This is a genomic window from Rhodococcoides kyotonense (genome assembly GCF_001645385.1).
Lineage (GTDB): Bacteria > Actinomycetota > Actinomycetes > Mycobacteriales > Mycobacteriaceae > Rhodococcoides > Rhodococcoides kyotonensis_B.
The window spans coordinates 728090-749120 of sequence record NZ_LVHI01000012.1 but is presented as its reverse complement, the minus strand read 5'-3'; the positions used below and the strand labels follow the sequence as shown (position 1 = coordinate 749120).

Below are 21031 nucleotides of genomic sequence, written 5' to 3'. Positions count from 1 at the left end.
ACCAATCCTAGGGTCACCGCAGGATGACCGGCACCCCCTGGTACGGCGCGAGCGTCATCGGGAAACTGTTCAGCTCGTCGACCACAGCGACTTCGGAGTCGTCGAACATGTCGTAGACCGTCGCACCCGCCGTGAGATGTTTGGACTGAATGGTGGCGACGACCTCGTCCGACGAGAAGTTGATGACGGTCGCCTGGATGACGCCTTGATTCAGGCAGTGGACCAGCACGAGCAGGCCCTTGTGAGACACCGTCGGCACGTCGAGCTGTTGCGCGGTGGCGATGCCGTACCTGTTGCGTAGCTCGATGATTCGGGCCAGACGACGGGCGAACGAGTTGTGGTCCTTCAACTGCTCGGGAAGCGTGCCGTACAGGCTTCTGCCGCGCGGCATTCCGGATTCCGATCGCTCGGCTTCGGGGTAGCTGCCCATCAGGTCGTGGGCCCCGCGGTTCAGCCAGCGGGTGTCGCCCTCACGGATGAGCTCGGCCACGTCGTCCGCGTCGACCGGCAGAATTCCGAGCAGGTCCCAACCGGACAGTGCGAACACGCCGGGCTGCAGCGCGTTGTACATCGCGAGCATCAGATGTGCCGTCTTGACGGTCTCGATGTCGGATTCGTCCATCCGGTCGAGGTCTCTGATCCCGAGCGACGCCGTGATGACACTGGCTGTGGTGCAGGCGATTCCGTTGGTCGTGAACGTTCGGTTGTACGGCGCCCATCGGCCGGTCAGACGGTCGGTGAGCTCGGCGCGGATCTGGTCGCCCAGGTCGGAACCCTTGACGACCTCGCCGCAGTAGTGGAACTCGTCCTCGGCATGCAGCGTCGCGAAGTGAATCAGCTCGAAGGTGAGCTCGTCGTGGTTCTGCAGCGCGTGAACCAGAGATGCCGGGTCGACGCCGTGGTCGCGGGCCAACGACATTGTCAGCCGCAGGAATTCGGTGTTTCCCATGACGAGTGCGTGGTGGTACGCGGGCCGGTTGATGAAGTCGTACGACAGGTCGGCGCCGTTGGCGCCCATCGCCTTGATGTCGTCGATCGTCAGGTTCAACTCCTGGAACGTGAACCCGCCCATCTTGCGCACGACACTCGCGATCAGGTGATTCGCGGCCTCGGACAACGGATGTCCCTCGGACCACCCCGGTCCTTCGGCGCGACGCTCGACGCCCAGGAACCCGTTCGCGTCGAGACGCAGGGCGCCCGCTCCGAGATCGGCGATGGAGTGGCACGCGTCGCCGATCACCAGACGCATTCCGGCGAACGACGGGTCCAGCCAGTTGATCGACGGCTGCCCCGCCTTGAAGTAGTGCAGATACACCCAGCGTCGTTCTACGCCGTCGACACCGACGACGGGAGCTGTTGCGCTCCAGTTGGTTTCCTTGACGCCGAGCTCGTAGAAGATGACGCGCTGCAGCTGGCCGATGATGTAGCCGGCGCGGGCGAGGTTGGCCTCGGCTTCGGCGTCGATGTTCTGTGAATCGGCGCCTGCGCGGACGCGGGGGAGCAGATGCCAGTCCTGCGGTTCGATCTCCACCATGTGGTAGATGCCCGGATAGTCGGCGACGGCCATCTCCGCGAGCCGGAAGTCGGCACCCTTACCGGTGTGGCCGGGGACGATGTCGTCGATGACGATGCCGTCGTACGCGGCTGCGACGACGCACAGGCGTCGGAACTCCTCCTCGGTGCCGAAGGCAGGGTCGATCTGCATGCCGATGCGGTCGAAGTGACCGTCGACCGACGGTGTCGGACGCCAGCCGTGGATGCCGCCCGCGACCTTCACCGGCCCGGTATGGACTGCGGTGATACCGATTTCGGAGAACGCCTGCCACAGCGCCTCGTCACCGAGGGTGCTGAGGAAGCTGGTCCGTGGGGCGTTGATGACCGAGATCGGGTAGGCCGTGAACCAGACGGGCGCACGTTCGACGGCACCGCGCGGGTTCGGATCGGCGTACGGGTTCTGCCACATGCTGCCCTTGCCGGACAGCTGCTCGGCGATCAGCGTGGCGTCGCGCAGCATCGACTGCTCGGTGAGCCATTCGACGTACTGCGGATTGTCCGCCGACGGGTCGCCGTCCTGGGACCGCGCGCCGTTGCGGTCGGCACGGCGAACGGAAGGGCGCAGCGGACGGGGTCGTGCCGGATAGAACTTCTCGTCGTACGTGATCTCGCTCGGTTCGTGCTGCACTTCGGGATCCATGTGCCTCCGTAGCCTCGCTTTGTTCTAGACCCTACGTACGCGCGGGCTGCGCCGCAGTGTTCCGTATCCCCCCGCCGATATTCCGCGAAACCTGACTGCGAGACAGGCTCTGCGGCGGTGAATTACATCGTTGTAAGCCGTGACGTTCGGTGCTTGAAGCGTCACCCAATCGAGACCGTTCGGTGTGGAATGTCTGATTGATGTAGGTAATAGTTAGTCGCAACAACCTTCACTTCAGTCACAGGAGTCACATATGCGTCGCTTTGCCCGCACCACAGTCATGGCCTCGACGGCCGTCTTCGCCGCCGCCGTCGGTGCGGTCGCGCTGGCACCCGTTGCGTCGGCTCAGGAAGAAGAGGCGCCCGCACCCGCGCCGTTCGGATCGTCGATGCCGGAGTCGCCCGACCTCGCGGTGGCCATCGGAACCAAGTGCGTGCCTGTCGAGGGCAAGGAGGGGCTGTTCGCCGCTCTGACGATCGACGTCGAGAACGTGGGCAAGGGTGACGCGGCGAACGTCGCCACCAACTTCGCCGTGTTCCCCGATGCGCCCGGTGTCTTCAACGAGGAGGTCATCGAGGCCGGCGAGAAGGTGACCTACACGGTCCCGAGCGAGCTGACCGAGTGGGTCTCGCGTCCCGGCGGTGCGGCAGCGTTCAGCCCGCAGCTCGACGCCGCGTACCCGAACAACATCGCCGTCGGCCTGCTGAGCATCAACTGCGCGCCCGAGGTCGACGACGAGGCCGACGCCTAGATTACGAGCTTTCACCGAATCTGCGCCGCGACGGGTATGCCCGTCGCGGCGCAGTGCTGTGTCGGGCCATGTCGAACAATTTTCGTGAGCCGCGGGAACAAACGCGCCGACCCCTCCGTTGAGCCTTTCGACAGCCTTGAGTGGACCAGGCTCAAGTCCGAGTTGACGGATCCGAATCCGTCGGGGCAGACTTGAGTGCGGTTCGCTCAGCTAGGAATCAGACCAAGCTACAAACAGGAGGAAACACTATGGCTCGTGCGGTCGGTATCGACCTCGGGACCACCAACTCGGTCGTGTCCGTCCTCGAGGGCGGCGAGCCGGTTGTGGTCGCCAACTCCGAGGGGTCACGCACCACTCCGTCGATCGTCGCTTTCGCCAAGAACGGTGAAGTGCTGGTCGGCCAGCCCGCGAAGAACCAGGCGGTTACCAACGTCGACCGCACGATTCGCTCCGTCAAGCGCCACATCGGCACCGACTGGACGACGTCGATCGACGACAAGAAGTACACCTCGCAGGAGATCTCCGCGCGCACGCTGCAGAAGCTGAAGCGCGACGCCGAGGCCTACCTGGGCGAAGAGATCACCGACGCGGTCATCACCGTGCCCGCCTACTTCGAGGACGCGCAGCGTCAGGCAACCAAGGAAGCCGGCCAGATCGCCGGTCTCAACGTCCTGCGCATCGTCAACGAGCCCACCGCGGCTGCTCTCGCATACGGCCTGGACAAGGGCGACAGCGAGCAGACCATTCTGGTCTTCGACCTCGGTGGCGGCACGTTCGACGTCTCGCTGCTCGAAATCGGCGACGGTGTCGTCGAGGTCCGTGCGACGTCCGGCGACAACCACCTCGGTGGCGACGACTGGGACGAGCGCATCGTGACCTGGCTCGTCGACAAGTTCAAGGCTCAGAACGGCATCGATCTGACCAAGGACAAGATGGCGCTGCAGCGTCTGCGTGAGGCTGCCGAGAAGGCCAAGATCGAACTGTCCTCCAGCCAGAGCACCTCGATCAACCTGCCGTACATCACGGTCGACGCGGACAAGAACCCGTTGTTCCTCGACGAGCAGCTCAGCCGTTCCGAGTTCCAGAAGATCACCTCCGACCTGCTCGACCGCACTCGTGCGCCGTTCCAGGCAGTGGTCAAGGACTCCGGCATCGCCGTCAAGGACATCGACCACGTCGTGCTCGTCGGTGGTTCGACGCGTATGCCCGCCGTCTCCGAGCTCGTCAAGGAACTCTCCGGCGGACGCGAGCCCAACAAGGGCGTCAACCCGGACGAGGTCGTGGCTGTCGGAGCTGCTCTGCAGGCCGGCGTACTCAAGGGTGAGGTCAAGGACGTTCTGCTCCTCGACGTCACGCCGCTGTCCCTCGGCATCGAGACCAAGGGTGGCGTGATGACCAAGCTCATCGAGCGCAACACCACCATCCCGACGAAGCGATCCGAGACCTTCACCACCGCTGACGACAACCAGCCGTCGGTGCAGATCCAGGTCTTCCAGGGTGAGCGTGAGATCGCCGCGCACAACAAGCTCCTCGGCTCCTTCGAGCTGACCGAGCTGCCGCCGGCTCCGCGCGGGGTGCCGCAGATCGAGGTCACCTTCGACATCGACGCCAACGGCATCGTGCACGTCACGGCCAAGGACAAGGGCACCGGCAAGGAGAACACGATCAAGATCCAGGACGGCTCCGGCTTGTCCAAGGAAGAGATCGACCGGATGGTCAAGGACGCCGAGGCGCACGCAGAAGAGGACAAGGCGCGTCGCGAAGAGGCCGAGGTCCGCAACCAGGCCGAGTCCCTCGTCCACCAGACGGAGAAGTTCGTCAAGGACAACGAGGACAAGGTCGACGCAGAGCTCAAGGGACGCGTCGAGACGGCCATCGAAGAGGCCAAGTCGGCTCTCGCCGGTAGTGACATCGCGGCTGTGAAGACGGCCGTCGAGAAGCTGTCGACCGAGTCGCAGGCACTCGGAACCGCTATCTACGAGGCTCAGGCCAAGGAGCAGGGCGGCGCCGACGGTGGCGCTCAGGCAGCCGACGACGGCGTCGTCGACGCCGAGGTCGTGGACGAGCCTGCCGACGATTCGGAGAAGAAGTGAGCTCGGAGAACACCGAGCAGGAACCGGTCACCTATGTCGACAAGCGCAAGGTGGATCGCGAGACCGGTGAAGCACGGGACGGCGACGCAGTAGCGGAACCCTTGGCGGGTACCGCGGCTGCGCCGCAGCCCGGCTCGGTGGAAGAAGCGATCGCGGAGGACGAGCAGGACCCGCGTGACACGCAGGTCGAAGAGCTCACCGCGGATCTGCAGCGTCTGCAGGCGGAGTACACCAACTACCGCCGTCGTACGGATCGGGACAAGCAGTCGGTGATCGACAACGCCAAGGCGTCCGTCGTATCGCAGCTGCTTCCCGTTCTCGACGACCTCGAGCGCGCGCGTCAGCACGGCGACCTGGAGACGGGTCCGCTGAAGTCGGTGGCCGACAAGCTGGCCGGTGTCTTCACCAACATCGGTCTCGCGACGTTCGGTGTCGTCGGCGACACGTTCGACCCGGCGATCCACGAGGCCGTCTCCCACGAGGGCGACGGCAGCAATCCGGTCATCGGGACGTTGATGCGTCCGGGCTACAAGCTCGGCGACAAGGTCCTGCGTACCGCGATGGTGGGCGTGGTCGACGAAGTCCCGGCAACAGCTGCGGAATCGGATGCCGATGCATCCGAGGAGAAGTAAAAAGAAATAGAGCGAGAGGAGGAAACGCCCGGTGAGCCAGCGGGAGTGGATCGAGAAGGACTTCTACAAGGAGCTGGGCGTTTCCTCCAGCGCCACCACGGAAGAAATCACCAAGGCGTACCGAAAGTTGGCCAGGGACAACCATCCCGACGCCAACCCGGGCAACGCCGAGGCCGAGCAGCGGTTCAAGGCCGTCAGCGAGGCCAAGTCCGTGCTGACCGACCCGGCCAAGCGCAAGGAATACGACGAAGCTCGACGGCTGTTCGCGTCGGGCGGCTTCGGTCGCGGCGGTGGCGGTGGGTTCAATCCAGGCGCAGGCGGGTTCGGTGGTGGCGGACAGACGTTCGACGTCGGCGACATCTTCGGTCAAGGCGGCGGTGACGGCGGCATCGGCGACCTGTTCGGTGGTTTGTTCAATCGCGGCGGTGGCCAGCAACGCACCGCGAGCAATCGGCCGCGGCGTGGCAGCGACGTCGAAACCGAGACGACTCTCGGTTTCCGCGAGGCCACCCAGGGCGTCACCGTTCCGCTGCGGCTCACGAGCCCGTCGTCGTGCACCACGTGTCACGGCAGCGGGGCCAAGCCCGGAACCAGTCCGCGGGTGTGCCCGAGGTGCAACGGCGCCGGCGTCGTCAACCGCAACCAGGGTGCGTTCGGATTCAGCGAGCCGTGCGACGACTGCCGCGGAACCGGCTCGATCATCGACGACCCGTGCGACGACTGCCGCGGAACCGGTGTGCAGAACCGCACGCGCACCATCACCGTGCGCGTCCCACCAGGAGTTTCGGACGGCCAGAAGATCCGCCTCGCAGGCCAGGGCGAAGCCGGGCTGCGTGGAGCACCGTCGGGCGATTTGTACGTCACCGTCCGTGTCCGGCCCGACAAGGTCTTCGGACGCACCGGCGACGACCTGACGGTCACGGTCCCGGTCAGCTACGGCGAGCTCGTGCTCGGGACGACGCTGTCCGTCCCCACGCTCGACGGCCGCGTCGGAGTGAAGGTTCCGCCGGGAACGGTCGACGGCCGCGTGCTGCGTGTGCGTGGACGCGGCGTTCCGAAGAAGGCCGGAACACCCGGTGACCTGATGGTCACGGTCAAGGTCGCGGTGCCGCAGAAGCTCGACGATCCGGCCACCGAAGCCTTGCATGCCTATCTGGAAGCAGAGAAGGCCAGCGGATTCGACCCGCGGGCCGGGTGGGCAGGTGCATGATGACGGTTCCCCCTCCCGGCTCCGGCGCGCAGGGGCCCGGCCACGCTGATCCCGACGCGCAGGTGTTCGTCATCTCCGTCGCGGCACAGCTCGCCGGCATGCACGCGCAGACGTTGCGTACCTACGACCGGCTCGGGCTCGTCACACCCCACCGCACCAACGGCGGTGGGCGACGGTACTCGCCGCGAGACGTGGCGCTGCTTCGCGAAGTTCAGCGGCTGTCGCAGGACGAAGGCGTCAACCTCGCGGGCATCAAGCGCATCATCGAGCTGACCAACCAGGTCGAGGCACTGCAGGCGCGGGTAGCCGAGCTCGCGCAGGAGTTGGCAGATGTTCACGCCGGCTACCGACGCGATCTCGTCCCGGTGCAGCGCAACGCCCTCGTCGTCTGGAAGCCGCGCAACCAGCGCTGACTTTGCTGCGCACGTTGCAGCTGCTGCGCAGGTTGCAACGTGCGCGTTTGCTGAAAGGTGCGCGGTGGGCGGGGAGTTTCCCTCCCTCGGCCCTTGCTGCGCACGTTGCAGCAGCTGCGCAGGTTGCAACGTGCGCGTTTGCTGAAAGGTGCGCGGTGGGCGCGGGGTTTCGCTCTCTTTGCCTTGCTGCGCACGTTGCAGCAGCTGCGCAGGTTGCAACGTGCGCGTTCGCTGCAACGTGCGCGGTGGGCGCGGGGTTTCGCTCTCTTTGCCTTGCTGCGCACGTTGCAACAGCTGCGCAGGTTGCAACGTGCGCGTTCGCTGAAAAGTCCGCGGTGGGCGCGGGGTTTCGCTGTCTCGGCCCGTCTGCGCACGTTGCAGCTGCTGCGCAGGTTGCAACCTGCGCGTTCGCAGCAACCTGCGCGGTAAGCCCGCGGTATGCCCCCCGCAGCGAGCCCCGGCCCCCGCAGCTCAGGAGAACGGGCAGCCCGATGCGCCACGGGACACGAAGTTCGGCCGGATGTCCATGTCCGGCGGGTCGTACAGACGGTGGAACGTCGGGGTGATGCCCGACGACATCGGCGGATTGACCCACGTCCAATCCGTCGGGCATGCGCGGCCCGCCTGGGCTTCGCGGTCGACGTGGTCCACGAACTGCTTCGCGACGGTGTGGTGGTCCACCATGTAGGCGCCCGCCTCACGGAAACTGTGGATCACGGCGCGGTTGAGTTCGACGAGCGCACGGTCCTTCCACAGGGTGCGGTCGGAGCGCATGTCGAGGCGCAGCTTCTTCGCGATGGTCGGCAGCATGTCGTACCGATCCTGGTCGCTGAAGTTCCGGGCGCCGACCTCGGTGTTGACGTACCAGCCGTTGAACGGCGCGCACGGGTAGCGGACTCCACCGATTTCGAGGTCCATGTTGGATACCGCGGGCACCGCGTGCCATTTGAGTCCGAGTTTCGCGAACCACTGGTAATTGGGATGAACGAAGTCGACTTCGAGGATCAGATCGCGTGGGATCTCGAACCATCGCAGCGGTTCGTCCGGCGTGGACACGATCAGGGGCAGAACGTCGAACCGTGAGCCTTCACCACGCCACCCGAGCCGCATGGCAAGTTGGGTGAGCTCGATGTGAGCGGGATCACCGGTGATCTTTCCTCTGCCGTCGTCGTATCCCGCATACCGGATCAGCTGAGGCGAGACGATGCGATATTCACGGCCGTCGGGCAGCGGCGGTGGGCCCACGGTGACGATCGACTTGAGGGCTCCGCCGTTGGTTGCGCGACGCAGATGTTCGAAGCATGCGTCGGCGATCTCGTGCGCTGTCGTCGCGTGTCGCGCGTCGATCAGCTCGAGGGTGCGCCAGTGCTTGCGTCCGACGCATCGCGCGTGGTTCCGCCAGGCCAGTTTGGCGCCGACGAGGATTTCCTCCGGTGTCTGCAGGTAGGTCCCGGTGTTCGCGAGCTCGGTGAGCGCTTCGGCCTTGCGGCTCGGACGCAGATGCGCCAACTCCGGGGCGTCGAAGAATTCTGCGCATTCACGAAGTCGACGCACTCGATCCGGGTCGAGTTCTTCGTGCTGTCTACTTTCGTTCCGGTCTTGCAGGCTCGCCCCGACAGCGACAGTCACGATGCGCAAACCCCCGTTTCGCTCGGTACAGAAGTCGATCTTGAAGGACCCCGCAGATCCTAGGGCCTTCGGCCAGGACGTGGAAGCCCGAAAACGATGCGCCGCACGAGAATTCGAATGCACGGTCGGCTCGTCCGCGGAATCCGGCGAGGTCGTTCGGAGAATCTTGTGTTACAGGGGTGAACGGTCTGTTTTCGTCCGGTCGGCATCACCGTGCTGAGCTACACTCTCCGGATCGACCTTCGATCTCCGCGTTCGACAGACGGTGATCGAGAATGCCGACTTCCCGCGTCTGGGCGCGGATTGGGGACTTCGAACAATGGATGCTCGCGCGATCTCGCTTGTCAGAGCCTCGTTCAAGGCTGTCGCGGCGGTCGAGGGTGGGCCCGAGAAGCTGACCAGTTCGTTCTACGCGATCCTGTTCGCCCGCAACCCGGAGGCGCGCGACTTCTTTCCCGCAGCGATGGACGTCCAGCGCGACAGGTTGGTCTCCGCGATCGCACATGTCGTCGACCAGCTCGAAGAACTCGATCGCGTTCTTCCGTTTCTCGCTCAACTGGGTCGTGACCATCGCAAGTACGGCGTCACCGATGCCCACTACACCGCGGTCGGCAACGCCCTCATCTCCGCACTCGAGCAATTCGCGGGTACCGAACTCTGGACCGACGACGTCGACTCCGCTTGGCGTGAAGCCATCGCGGTCATCGCGGGAGCGATGATGGACGGCGCGAACGCCGACGAGGGACCGCCGATGTGGCACGGCACCGTCGTCGATCACATCCGCGTGCTCGACGACGTGTCGATCGTCCGCCTGCAGCTCGACCAACCCATGGATTACAGCGCTGGGCAGTACGTCAGTGTGTCCATTCCGAGCCGGCCGCGTATGTGGCGATACCTGTCGCCCGCGATACCGGCCAACGCCGAAGGACAGATCGAATTTCATGTACGACGCGTGTCCGGTGGCTGGGTCAGTCCGGCCATCGTCGCGAACACCGCGATCGGCGACCGGTGGACGCTCGGCTCGCCGTTGGGGAGCATGACGCGTCACACGGCGGCGGAGGGGCGAGACCGGTTGCTGATCGCGTCGGGAACGGGAATCGCACCGATCCGAGCGCAGCTGATGGAGATGGCGTCGCGCACGGACAACGCCCGCGTGCACCTGTTCGTCGCCGGCAAGTATCCGTGCGATCTATACGACTTGCCGACGCTTCTGCACATCGCGTCGACCAATCCGTGGCTTTCGGTCGTCGGCATCGTCGAGTCCGAGGAAGACCCGTGGTGGTACATGCACGACGGCCACCATTTCGACACCGCGCCGATCGTCGGGCAGATCGGCCAGACGGTCGCCGAGTTCGGTCGATGGGAAGGGCGCGACATTCAGATCGTCGGTTCGCCGTCGATGATCAACACCACGAAGTTCCGGCTCCAGGCAGGCGGCGTCGATCTGTCGAGCGTGCATCACGATCCCTGGTAGTGCGCAGCCGCACTTGTAGGCTGGGTGCCCATGCAGACGTGGAACGCCGAGGTGGTTCAGTACCACCGCCTACGCAACGATCTGGCCGTGGTCCGTCTCGTCGGAGACGCAGTTCCGTTCAGTCCGGGTCAGTCCGTCGAGGTCGTCGTCCCCCAGAATCCACGAGTCTCGCGGCGTTATTCACCCGCTCTGCCCCCGTCGCTCGACGGAAAACTCGAGTTCCATGTCCGGGCAGTTCCGGCGGGATGGGTCAGTGGTTCGATCGTCAACGACACTCGGCCAGGGGACGTTTGGCAGCTGAGCGACCCGGGTGGTGCGTTGCATGTCGACGACTCGGGGCGTGACGTCGTCATGATCGCCGGTGGCACCGGCTTGGCGCCGATGCGCTCGCTGATCCTCGATCTGTCGCGAAGGCCGTCACCGCCGAACGTCACGCTGTACGTCGGAGGACGGTCTCCGCGCGATCTGTACGCGTCGGATCTGCTGTGGATCCTGGTATCGCAATTGCCGTGGTTGACGGTGGTCCCCGTCGTCGATCAGCTCGACGACCCGTGGGGGCCGGATCGGTTCAACGACGCCATTCGAGCCGAGTTGGGTTCGGCCGCAGCGTTTTTCGGGCCGGAACACTGTTGGGAAGGCAGTCTCGCCGACGTGATCGGCGTGCAGGAACCCTTCGCGAACCATCAGGTCCTGGTCTGCGGTTCGCCGGGCATGGAAGCGGCGACGGTGAGCGCGCTTCTCGAGAACGGAACCCCGGAAGAGGCGATTCTGCGCTGACGCACCCGTGCGCGGAGCGCCCTACCGACCCTCGAACCTCGGCGCCCTCTTCTCGCTGAACGCCCTCGGCCCCTCCTTGGCGTCCTGACTCTGGAAGACGGCGACGCCGAGTTTCGCGTCCACCTCGAATGCGTCGTTCTCGTGCATCCCTTCGGTGTCGCGGATGGTGCGCAGGATGGCCTGAACGGCCAGAGGTCCGTTCGCTGCGATCAGATCCGCGAGCTCCAGAGCTTTCGTCAACGCCTGGCCGTCGGGTACGACGTGGCCGACGAGTCCGATCTGCAGAGCCTCGTCGGCCCGAATGTGCCTGCCCGTCAACAGGATATCTGCCGCGACGGTGTACGGGATCTGGCGAACGAGGCGCACCGCCGAGCCACCGAGCGGGAACAGGCCCCACCGCGCCTCGGAGACACCGAATTTCGCGCTCTCGCCCGCGACGCGAATGTCCGTGCCCTGCAGGATTTCGGTGCCGCCCGCAATCGCAGGTCCTTCGACGGCAGCGATCAACGGCTTGGACAGTCGTCGCCCCTTGAGCAATGCCTCGATCTTCGACAGGTCCCATCCACCACCGCGAAAGCTGTCACCGGGATGCGTCGACGTCATCGCCTTCAGGTCGGCACCGGCACAGAACGCGCCACCGGCGCCCGTCAGGATGGCGACGCGGATGTCCGGATCGGAGTCGACGCGATCCCACGCGTCACGCATGATCGTCATCATCTCGCCGGACAGCGCATTGCGCGCCTCGGGTCGATTCATCGTGACGATCAGGACGTGTCCGCGCTTCTCGACGAGGGCGTGCGCGGCCTCGGTAGGTGACGCTGTGGAAGTCATCGAAATCCCCCATCCTCGGCTATTGCCAGAAACAGTAACACGTTCTATTTTCGATGCGTGGCCCTCAACATCGCAGACCTCGTGGAGCATGCAATCGACCTGGTTCCCGACCGGGTCGCACTGGTGTGTGGAGATCGGGAGATCACCTACGCGCAGATGGAAGACCGCACCAACCGGCTGGCTCACTACCTGCAGAAACAGGGCGTAGGGCCCGGCGACAAGGTAGGGGTCTACAGCCGCAACGGAATCGAAGCGATCGAGGCGATGATCGCGGTGTTCAAGATCCGCGCCGTCGTCGTCAACGTGAACTATCGATACGTCGAGAACGAGTTACAGTACATCTTCCAGAATTCGGACATGGTGGCTCTGATCCACGAGGGGCGCTACAGCGACAAGGTGGCTGCGGTGCTGCCGACGTGCCCGCAGTTGACGACGACCGTCGTCATCGACGGCGACGGCGAACAGGTCACCTACGACGACGCGCTCGCGCAGTCCTCTCCCGAACGGGACTTCGGCGAGCGCAGCCCCGACGACATCTACATGCTGTACACGGGCGGCACGACCGGCAGTCCCAAAGGCGTCATGTGGCGTCAGGAAGACGTCTGGCGCGTGCTCGGAGGCGGCATCAATTTCATGACGGGCGAATATCTCGACGACGAGTGGGATCTCGCGAAAATGGGCGCCGCCAACCCGGCCATGACGCGAATGCCGATCCCGCCGATGATCCACGGCGGCGCGCAGTGGGCCACCTTCCAGAGCTTGTTCGGTGGCGGAAAGACCGTGCTGCATCCCGATTTCGACGGCCACGTGATCTGGGAGCTCGTCGACAAGCACGGCATCAACCTGATCTTCATCACCGGCGACGCAATGGCGCGACCGATGCTCGACGCCCTCACCTCGGGCAGACCGAACGGCACCCCGTACGACCTGTCGACGCTGTACCTGATGGCAAGCAGTGCAGCCCTGTTCTCGCCGAGCATCAAGGAGAAATTCCTCGAACTGCTGCCCAATCGAATGATCACCGACTCGATCGGCTCGTCCGAAACTGGCTTCGGTGGTCTCGGCGTCGTCGCGAAAGGAACCGAGCACACGGGTGGCCCGCGGGTGAAAATCGACGCGTCGACGTCGGTGCTGGGTGACGACGGCCATCCCGTCGAACCTGGGTCCGGAAAGACGGGATTGCTTGCGCGACACGGGCATATCCCGATCGGCTATTACAAGGACGAGGCGAAGACGGCGGCGACGTTCAAGGAGATCCACGGTGTCCGGTACTCGATCCCCGGTGACTACGCGCAGGTCGAGGCCGACGGCACCGTCACGATGTTGGGCCGTGGCTCGGTGTCGATCAACACCGGCGGCGAGAAGGTGTTCCCCGAGGAAGTAGAGGGCGCATTGAAATCGCACCCGGAAGTGTTCGACGCCATCGTCGTCGGCGTGCCGGATGATCGCCTCGGTCACACGGTCGCCGCCGTCGTGCAGGCTCGCGGTGAGAATCGGCCCTCGTTGGCCGAACTCGACGCCGAAGCCCGGAAAGTCATTGCGGGATACAAGGTTCCGCGTGCGGTGTGGTTCGTCGACGAGATCAAGCGCTCGCCTGCAGGAAAACCGGACTACCGATGGGCGTCCGAACAGACCGAGGCGCGCCCGGCCGACGAGACGAACTCACTGACGACTGCGACACGAGGCAGCTGAATGCACACAGATCTCTGCGAGAAGTTCGGAATCGACTATCCGATATACGGTTTCACGCCGTCGGAAGATGTCGCGGCCGCGATCAGTCGGGCGGGTGGCCTGGGCGTTCTGGGGTGTGTGCGCTTCAACGACCCGGACGAACTCGACGAAGTACTGAACTGGATGGACGAGAACACCGAAGGAAAGCCGTACGGCGTCGACATCGTGATGCCGGCGAAGGTACCCACCGAGGGCGCAGCCGTCGATCTGAATCAGTTGATACCGCCGGAACATCGGGCTTTCGTGGATCGCACGCTCGAACACCTCGGAATCCCGCCGCTGGGAGCGGATTCGGCGCGCAACGAAGGCGTGCTCGGATGGTTGCACTCGGTTGCGCGATCACACGTCGACGTCGCACTGAAGCACCGAATCGCGTTGATCGCCAACGCCTTGGGGTCTCCGCCGACCGACGTGATCGGACAGGCGCACGAGCACGGGGTGCCGGTCGCGGCGCTGGCGGGCAAGGCCGAGCACGCACGTCGACACGTGGAGAACGGCGTCGACATCGTCATCGCTCAGGGGTACGAAGCAGGGGGTCATACCGGTGAGATCGGATCGATGGTGTTGCTGCCCGAGATCGTCGACGCCGTGGCAGGCGACGCGTCCGTTCTGGCGGCGGGCGGCATCGGTAGCGGACGCCAGGTCGCGGCCGCGCTCGCGCTCGGTGCGCAGGGGGTGTGGATGGGATCGGCGTGGCTGACCACCGCGGAATACCGCCTCGGCGCTCGGCAGGAGGGTAAGCCGTCGGCGATGCAGGAGGCGTTGCTGGCGGCGTCGTCGAGCGACACGGTCCGCACGCGGATCTACTCGGGTAAGCCCGCCCGGCTCCTCAAGACCGAGTGGACCGACGCTTGGAGCGCCCCGGATGCGCCCGATCCGCTACCGATGCCGCTGCAGAACATCCTGGTCAGCGAGGCGCATCAACGCATCGACAGGGCGGGGAACTCCAAGGTGGTAGCGATGCCCGTCGGGCAGATCGTCGGCCGCATGAACGAGATCAGACCCGTCGCCGACGTCGTCGACGAGCTGGTCGCCGGCTTCGAGGAGGCCGTCAGCCGACTCGAGAAGCTGCGGTAGCTCAGCTGGCCCGTCGCGTCGCAGCTTCGACGGTGACCACGCCTTCCGCGGTGACCGGGAGCATGCGCGTCTGCACCGGACGCAGCAGATGCCGCACGGAGTAGCGCTTCTTGATCGGATCGAACGGGCGGTAGACGGCGAACACGAGAATGTGCCACCACCAGTGCAGACGAAGGGCTTTGCGCTTCTCCTTCGTCATGACGTCGTGATGGGTGAACGTGCGGATACCGGAGTCGATGTACTCGTGGAACTCCGACGGCGGGGTGAATGCTCGACGCGGCGACACATCGACGTTCATGTCGGACAGCTGCGCGATCTCCACGCCGACCGAACCGAGGCACAACGCCAGATCGAGGTCTTCGTGCAGGGCAGCGTCGGTACTGACCAGATGTCCGACGCGATGCCACGCCGTCTTTCGGATGGCCATGTTGGCTCCGTGAAGGTTCTTGACCAGGCGGCCGCCCCCGACGTTGCCCTTCTTCAGGTGCCTGCCGAACCACCACGCCTTGAGTCCGCGAACCGGCGAGTCGTACGGCAGGTTGAGGCCCGTGATCGCGCCGATGTGGGCGCCGTCGCTGGACAGGAAATCGAGTATCGCGCGCGCCCACCCTGCGGTGACGCGGGTGTCGGCGTCGACGCGACCGAGGACGTCACCGCTGGCGACGCGAAAGCCTGCGTTGCGTGCATGCGCGACGCCCGGCTTGTCCTCGAATATCAACGTGATCTTCGGTTCGGTGCGCATGAACGCCTGGACGACCTCGACCGTCCGATCCGTCGAGTTGTTGTCGACCACGACGATTTCGTGAATGTCGTCGCCCTGAGCGAGCAGCGCTTCGAGGCAGAAGCCGATGTAGGACTCTTCGTTATGAGCTGGAACGACCACGGACAGGGTTTCAGCTGGGGTCACAGACGAAGGCACCGGCCTATGGTAGAGGATTGCCGAGCCCGTAGTCGACACGAAAGTCGTTGTACTCCAATCGAATTAGTGAGATCGTCGGTTCCCCCGGCCCGTAGCGGGCGAATCGGCGGTTTGTCGCGACGTTTCGTACCGACCGGTCCGGGAATCGGCGACGCGCGAGGACGCGGGTCCGGTTGTGCCCGGTACGACGTCCTGTCCGGTCTAGGGTAGAAGTCGGTACGACGACCGACCTGAATGGAGAGAGCAGTGGCTTCCGAGATCGCAGTGGGCGACCTTGTCCAGGCCAGTGGGCATGCCGGCCCCTGGAAGGTGCTGGAGATTCGTCAGGGTCTCGCGCTGCTCGAACACCACGACGGACACCGACTGTCGGTCCGGACGACCACGCTGTCCGTCGTGCGCAAGGCGTCGCCCACGCAGCAGGCCGCGCCCGCAGCCGCCGAGCCGGAATCTCCGACGCTGTTCGACTAGCGCGACTGTCGCGGCCGGTTCCGGCTCTTGTACAGCTGACGCTGCGCCTTCGAGATCTGTTTCGCCTCCGCGAGCCGGGCCTGGTTCGCGCGGACGTCGTGCCGCGTCGTCGCCCAGTCGTTCTCGCGGACGAGACGCTGATAGTTCGCGACGCGTCGTGGATCGACGTTCTCGCGTACCGCACACCCGGGTTCGGACAGGTGTGCGCAATCGGCGAATCGGCAGTGTGCTGCCAGATCTTCGATGTCCGAGAACGTCGCCGAAAGTCCGTCGTCGGACGACAACACACCGACCGACCGTAGTCCCGGTGTGTCGATGACGGTGGTTCCCGGTATTGGCAGCGGCACGAGTTCGCGTCGGACGGTGACGTGCCTGCCTTTCGCGTCGCCGGAGCGAACGTGACCGGTGGCCAACACGTCGTCGCCGATCATTCTGTTCGCCAGTGTCGACTTTCCGGATCCCGACGGGCCGATCAGCGCGATCGTGCCGGTGAGATGCGTCAGGAACTCGGCCAGTCCATTCCCGGTGTATGCACTGAGCTCGGCGACGTGAACACCTGGCGATGCAGCGCTCACATCCGCGTATCGGCTCTCGGAAGCCTTGTCGCTCTTGGTCAGTGCGACGATCGGGGTGGCGCCGCTCGCCCAGGCCAAGGCGACGAAACGTTCGACGCGGCCGAGGTCGAGTTCGGTGTCCGCCGCCACCGTCACGACGACGGTATCGACGTTCGACGCGAGGATCTGCGACGCCGACGTCTGTCCGGCAGATGCGCGCACGACCGCCGTACGCCGGGGGAGTACATGAAGAACGGTGTCGGTGCCGACGACGACCCAGTCGCCGGTGCACACGTCGGCACTGCCGGACCGAACGCGGGTAGTACCCGATTCCGTTGCTACGTCACACCATCCGCGAAAGACGGAGGTGACGCGACCGGGGAGTCCGTCGAAACTGTACTTCTCGAACAGGGATTGCCAATAGGAGTCGAAACCGTATGTGGAAAGTGACACGGGAAGCCTTTCGAAGGCCGACCCGTGAGTGCGGGGCCGGCTAAGGAATGAACAGGGGAGCCCTGTGAACGCACGGGGCCCAGGGCAGTGCTGTACGCCGAACGACCACCATTGCGTTCCTCCTCACTTCGACTTGACGACGACCGAAACGGTATCAATCTGGCTGCGTGCTGCCAATCGATTTACGAACCGTGCCCTTACGTATCACGCGGGCACTGCGGCCAGGGCCGCACCGAGTCGACGCAGGGTCGACGTCGCCGCGCCGTACGCGAATTCGGCACGCTTGGCCGCGAGGAAATAGCGGTGCACGGGATGGTCGCGGTCGAGGCCGACGCCTCCGTGCACGTGAACGAGCGTGTGAGCGACGCGATGGCCGGCGTCCGCTGCCCAGAATTTGGCCACTGCGACGTCGTCGTCCGCGTCGCGTCCTGCCGATACCGCCCACGCGGCCTTCCACATCGTCAGACGTGCGCCTTTGACGTCGATGTACGCGTCCGCCAAGCGCTGTGCGACGGCCTGGAAGCTGCCGATGGGTTTGCCGAACTGGACCCGTTCGCGGGCGTAGTTCGCCGTGACCGCGAGCGACTCCTCCAGAACCCCGACCTGATAGGCGCACGTCAGAAGCGTCAGCCAGGCGCGAACCTGCTGTGCGGCAGCGGACTCGGCCAGTCGCCGAACGGAATCGACTGCAACAGAAGTCAATTCCAATTCGCCGATGCTGCGATTGTCGACGCCGTGCTGCGATGTCACGGCCACACCCGGGTCCGACGGCCGGAGCAGATAGACGCCATCGACCGCGGCGACGACGATGCCGTCGGCGATGGGCGCGCTGTCGACGCAGGTCATCGTGCCGGACAGGGTCCACCCGGTAGCTGTTTCCCGGGCGCTCACCGTGTCGTCTTCGTCGAGAGCCACCGTCAGAATCGACGACCCGAGTGCGGCAGGTGCAGCCCATTCGTGACGCTGCTCGTCGGTGCCGAACCGAGCGATCGCGGACACCGCGGTCCAGTGCGCGACGTAGGGGACCGCCGCGATTCCGCGTCCCAGTTCCACCGCGATCGACGCGGCCTCCAGTACGCCGAAGCCGTCGCCTCCGACCGAATTCGGAGTCGCCGCGGACAGCACCCCCGATGTGCCGAGTACTCCCCACAGCGCGCGATCGATCCCGTCGGGACGCGAATCCAGTTGCCGCTGAACGTCGTCGGTGCTGTAGCGCGCGACGATGTCGCGGGTGAGGGCGGCGAGGTCTCGCTGTGCCTCGGTCGTCGTGAAATCCACTGATGCTCCTTCTGTGACCTGTGTCAGCGGGCCGACGCGGGGAGGCCGAGGGCCGTCATGCCGATGATGTCGCGCTGCACTTCGTTGGTGCCGCCGCCGAACGTCAGAATCAACGACGACCGATGCAGACGTTCGAGCCGTCCGCTCAGGTGCGCGCCGGGCGATCCCTGCCGCAGCGTCGCCGACGGCCCGAGGATCTCCATCATCGTGCGGTAGGCCTCGGTGGCGAGCTCGGTGCCGTACACCTTGTTGGCCGACGCGTCCGCCGGGCTCGGCGCGGCGGCCTCGGACGACGCGATCTCCCAGTTCAGCAGTTCCAGGTACGACACCTTCGCATGCACCCTGGCCAGCGCGATCTGCACCCATTCCTGGTCGATGACGCGTGTGCCGTCGGGCCTCTTGGTGTTCTGTGCCCACTCGCGGACTTCCCGCAGCGAGGCGACGAGCGGGCCTGCGGACGTCAGCGCGACGCGTTCGTGGTTCAGCTGGTTGGTGATCAGCGACCAGCCGCGGTTCTCCTCGCCGACGAGCGCGGACGTCGGGACGCGCACGTCCTGGTAGTACGTGGCGCTGGTGTCGGGGCCTGCCATGGTGTGGACGGGAGTCCAGGAGAAACCGTCGGCGTCGGTGGGGACGATCAGCATGCTGATGCCGCGATGTTTGCGGGCTTCCGGATCGGTACGGCACGCGAGCCAGACGTAGTCGGCGTACTGAACGAGCGACGTCCACATCTTCTGGCCGTTGATCACGAAGTCGTCGCCGTCGTGCACTGCCGTCGTACGCAGGGACGCCAGATCGGTGCCTGCCTCCGGCTCGGAGTATCCGATGGAGAAGTGCAGTGTGCCTGCGGCGATGCGTGGGAGGAAGTACGACTTCTGTTCGTCGGTGCCGAACGCCATGATCGTCGGCGCGACGCTGTTGATGGTCAGGAACGGAACCGGCGCGCCTGCGATGGCGGCTTCGTCGGTGAAGATCAGTTGCTCCATCGCCGATCGTGCCTGACCGCCGAACTCCGTCGGCCAGCCCAGCGCGAGCCAGCCGTCACGGCCCATCTGTTCGACGACGTCGCGGTAGACCGTCCCTTCGCCGTATTCGCCGGACGTCGAACTCAATGCTTCGCGGCGTTCCGGGGTGATCAGCGTGCGGAAGTAGGCGCGCAATTCTTCGCGCAGCGCGATTTGGTCCTCGGTGTAGGTGATGTGCATCGGCGCCTCGTTTCCGGCGGCATGGTGTGGGTTCTCGAATCATTGCACACGAAGTGGAACAGGTTCTAGTATTGCGCCTACGGCGCCCGTGCGCGGAAAGTTGGCCCAGGGTGCAGCTATCCGCGCACGGGCCGCGAAGCGGCACCCGGGAGGAACGATGGTCGAAGTGGACCGTGATCTCTGTGAAGCCAACGGCGTCTGCGTGGGCCTGGTCCCGGAGGTGTTCGACCTGGACGACGACGACGAGCTGTCGATCTCCGGCGCGTCCGAGCGCCCGGAACTACGCAAAGTGATCGACGTGGCCATCGCGTCGTGTCCGCGGGCGGCGCTCGGGTGGGGCGCCTGAGATGCTTGCTTTCGAGCAGGAACACGTTCTAGATTGTGACTCGTGTTCGACGAATCGGTGCGATTGGACGGTCGGGTAGCCCTCGTCACGGGCGCGGCGGCCGGGTTGGGGCGCGCGGAGGCGGTCGGGCTCGCGCAGTCGGGCGCGGACGTCGTTGTGGGGGACATCGCGTCCGGCCCGGCTGTCGACGAGACCATCGACCTGGTGAAGCACGCAGGCGCGCGCGCAGTCTTCGTCGAGGGCGATGTCGGCGAACGCTCCACCGCGGACGCGATGTTCGCGGCAGCCGAGCGCGAGTTCGGACGCGTCGACATCGTCGTGAACAATGCTGGAATCGTCCGAGATCGCATGCTGTTCAACATGTCCGACGACGACTGGGATGCCGTCGTCCATGTTCATCTTCGCGGGCATTTCCTGTTGACCCGCACTGCAGGCGCGTACTGGCGTGCGCAGTCGAAGCAGGTCGGCGCACCCGTGTACGGACGCCTCGTCAACACGTCCTCGGAAGCGGGCCTGCTCGGGCCGGAAGGCCAGGCGAACTATGCGGCAGCGAAGGCCGGCATCACCGCGCTGACGCTGTCGGCGTCACGTGCGTTGTCCCGATACGGCGTGCGCGCCAACGCAATTTGCCCCCGCGCGCGAACGGCCATGACGGAGAACGTGTTCGGCGACGCCCCGGACGGCCAGGTCGATCCGCTGTCTCCCGACCACGTCGCCGCGCTCGTGCGCTATCTGGCGTCACCCGCCGCAGACGCCGTGAACGGCCAACTCTTCGTCGTCTACGGCGCGATGGTCGCGTTGATGGCTGCTCCCGTCGTCGAACAGCGTTTCGACGCGTCGGCGGACGCATGGACGCCGGACACGCTGGCCACGCACCTCGGCGCGTACTTCCACGATCGCGATCCAGGGCGCACGTTCTCGGCCGGGGCTGCACTGGCATTGGATCAGCCGCAGGTCACGGCAACATAGCGGCTTTCCCCGTTTCCACCCCGTCAG

20 protein-coding genes are annotated in these 21031 nt (G+C 65.3%); 13 read left to right on the top strand and 7 right to left on the bottom strand.

All coding sequences use genetic code 11. The features are described from left to right. Positions 1-13 precede the first annotated feature (13 nt). On the bottom strand, positions 14-2194 hold the full coding sequence (gene treS / locus A3K89_RS11585) for a maltose alpha-D-glucosyltransferase (protein WP_068425418.1): 2181 nt from the start codon (positions 2192-2194) through the stop codon (positions 14-16). 253 nt (positions 2195-2447) lie between these two features. Between treS and A3K89_RS11580 the strand changes: the two genes are divergently transcribed. The 6 genes from A3K89_RS11580 to A3K89_RS11555 all read left to right on the top strand — a co-directional run bounded on the left by A3K89_RS11580 (position 2448) and on the right by A3K89_RS11555 (position 7722). Then, positions 2448-2945 (top strand): hypothetical protein, encoded by a 498-nt coding sequence (locus tag A3K89_RS11580; protein WP_068425416.1) that lies wholly within the window; start codon positions 2448-2450, stop codon positions 2943-2945. A 248-nt stretch (positions 2946-3193) separates the two neighbouring features. Then, a complete protein-coding gene (gene dnaK, locus A3K89_RS11575) occupies positions 3194-5038 on the top strand; it encodes a molecular chaperone DnaK (RefSeq protein WP_068425414.1) in 1845 nt (614 codons plus the stop codon). Beyond that, positions 5035-5670 carry a nucleotide exchange factor GrpE gene (gene grpE, locus A3K89_RS11570; protein ID WP_068425412.1) on the top strand — a complete coding sequence of 212 codons (636 nt, stop codon included), beginning with the start codon at positions 5035-5037 and terminating at the stop codon, positions 5668-5670. The genes dnaK and grpE overlap by 4 nt, the downstream gene beginning before the upstream one ends. A 31-nt stretch (positions 5671-5701) precedes the next feature. Beyond that, positions 5702-6880 (top strand): molecular chaperone DnaJ, encoded by a 1179-nt coding sequence (dnaJ, locus tag A3K89_RS11565; protein WP_068425409.1) that lies wholly within the window; start codon positions 5702-5704, stop codon positions 6878-6880. Next, positions 6880-7293 carry a heat shock protein transcriptional repressor HspR gene (locus A3K89_RS11560; protein WP_068425406.1) on the top strand — a complete coding sequence of 138 codons (414 nt, stop codon included), beginning with the start codon at positions 6880-6882 and terminating at the stop codon, positions 7291-7293. The genes dnaJ and A3K89_RS11560 overlap by 1 nt, the downstream gene beginning before the upstream one ends. A 93-nt stretch (positions 7294-7386) precedes the next feature. After that, the gene (locus A3K89_RS11555) at positions 7387-7722 is read left to right on the top strand and encodes a hypothetical protein (RefSeq protein WP_068425403.1); all 336 of its coding nucleotides are present in this window, start codon (positions 7387-7389) and stop codon (positions 7720-7722) included. A gap of 42 nt (positions 7723-7764) precedes the next feature. Here A3K89_RS11555 and A3K89_RS11550 read toward each other — a convergent pair whose 3' ends face one another. Continuing rightward, positions 7765-8898 carry a nitric oxide synthase oxygenase gene (locus A3K89_RS11550; protein WP_174551423.1) on the bottom strand — a complete coding sequence of 378 codons (1134 nt, stop codon included), beginning with the start codon at positions 8896-8898 and terminating at the stop codon, positions 7765-7767. A 343-nt stretch (positions 8899-9241) separates the two neighbouring features. Here A3K89_RS11550 and A3K89_RS11545 point away from each other — a divergent pair, with 343 nt between their 5' ends. Together A3K89_RS11545 and A3K89_RS11540 are read left to right on the top strand one after the other, a co-directional pair. After that, positions 9242-10396: a globin domain-containing protein gene (locus A3K89_RS11545; RefSeq protein ID WP_068426195.1), complete on the top strand. Its 1155-nt coding sequence runs from the start codon at positions 9242-9244 to the stop codon at positions 10394-10396. A gap of 30 nt (positions 10397-10426) precedes the next feature. Beyond that, positions 10427-11173, top strand: coding sequence for an FAD-binding oxidoreductase (locus A3K89_RS11540; protein WP_068426194.1), 747 nt, complete (start codon positions 10427-10429; stop codon positions 11171-11173). Between the two features lie 21 nt (positions 11174-11194). Here A3K89_RS11540 and A3K89_RS11535 read toward each other — a convergent pair whose 3' ends face one another. Continuing rightward, positions 11195-12004: a crotonase/enoyl-CoA hydratase family protein gene (locus A3K89_RS11535; protein ID WP_068425401.1), complete on the bottom strand. Its 810-nt coding sequence runs from the start codon at positions 12002-12004 to the stop codon at positions 11195-11197. A 57-nt stretch (positions 12005-12061) separates the two neighbouring features. On the opposite strand from A3K89_RS11535, the gene A3K89_RS11530 reads away from it, so the two are divergent. Continuing rightward, complete coding sequence (locus A3K89_RS11530) at positions 12062-13696, top strand: acyl-CoA synthetase (RefSeq protein ID WP_068425398.1); 1635 nt, start codon at positions 12062-12064, stop codon at positions 13694-13696. Beyond that, a complete protein-coding gene (locus tag A3K89_RS11525) occupies positions 13697-14812 on the top strand; it encodes an NAD(P)H-dependent flavin oxidoreductase (protein WP_068425396.1) in 1116 nt (371 codons plus the stop codon). It begins immediately after the preceding gene. A 1-nt stretch (position 14813) separates the two neighbouring features. Here the strand turns inward: A3K89_RS11525 and A3K89_RS11520 are convergent, their stop codons facing one another. Then, entirely contained in the window at positions 14814-15731 is a 918-nt protein-coding gene (locus A3K89_RS11520; protein ID WP_254303493.1) for a glycosyltransferase family 2 protein, read from the bottom strand. Between the two features lie 234 nt (positions 15732-15965). On the opposite strand from A3K89_RS11520, the gene A3K89_RS11515 reads away from it, so the two are divergent. Beyond that, positions 15966-16199, top strand: coding sequence for a hypothetical protein (locus A3K89_RS11515; RefSeq protein ID WP_174551408.1), 234 nt, complete (start codon positions 15966-15968; stop codon positions 16197-16199). On the opposite strand, the gene rsgA is transcribed toward A3K89_RS11515, so the two are convergent. The 3 genes from rsgA to A3K89_RS11500 form a co-directional block, all read right to left on the bottom strand. After that, positions 16196-17206 (bottom strand): ribosome small subunit-dependent GTPase A, encoded by a 1011-nt coding sequence (gene rsgA / locus A3K89_RS11510; RefSeq protein WP_068425386.1) that lies wholly within the window; start codon positions 17204-17206, stop codon positions 16196-16198. The genes A3K89_RS11515 and rsgA overlap by 4 nt on opposite strands. Before the next feature lie 204 nt (positions 17207-17410). Further along, positions 17411-18484, bottom strand: a complete 1074-nt coding sequence (locus A3K89_RS11505; protein ID WP_068425383.1) for an acyl-CoA dehydrogenase family protein — start codon at positions 18482-18484, stop codon at positions 17411-17413. A gap of 23 nt (positions 18485-18507) precedes the next feature. Then, a complete protein-coding gene (locus tag A3K89_RS11500; RefSeq protein WP_068425380.1) occupies positions 18508-19689 on the bottom strand; it encodes an acyl-CoA dehydrogenase family protein in 1182 nt (393 codons plus the stop codon). Positions 19690-19846: 157 nt separating this feature from the next. Here A3K89_RS11500 and A3K89_RS11495 point away from each other — a divergent pair, with 157 nt between their 5' ends. Next, positions 19847-20035 (top strand): ferredoxin, encoded by a 189-nt coding sequence (locus A3K89_RS11495; RefSeq protein ID WP_068425377.1) that lies wholly within the window; start codon positions 19847-19849, stop codon positions 20033-20035. Positions 20036-20077: 42 nt separating this feature from the next. Continuing rightward, entirely contained in the window at positions 20078-21004 is a 927-nt protein-coding gene (locus A3K89_RS11490) for a 3-oxoacyl-ACP reductase (protein WP_068425374.1), read from the top strand. The last annotated feature ends 27 nt before the right edge of the window (positions 21005-21031 follow it).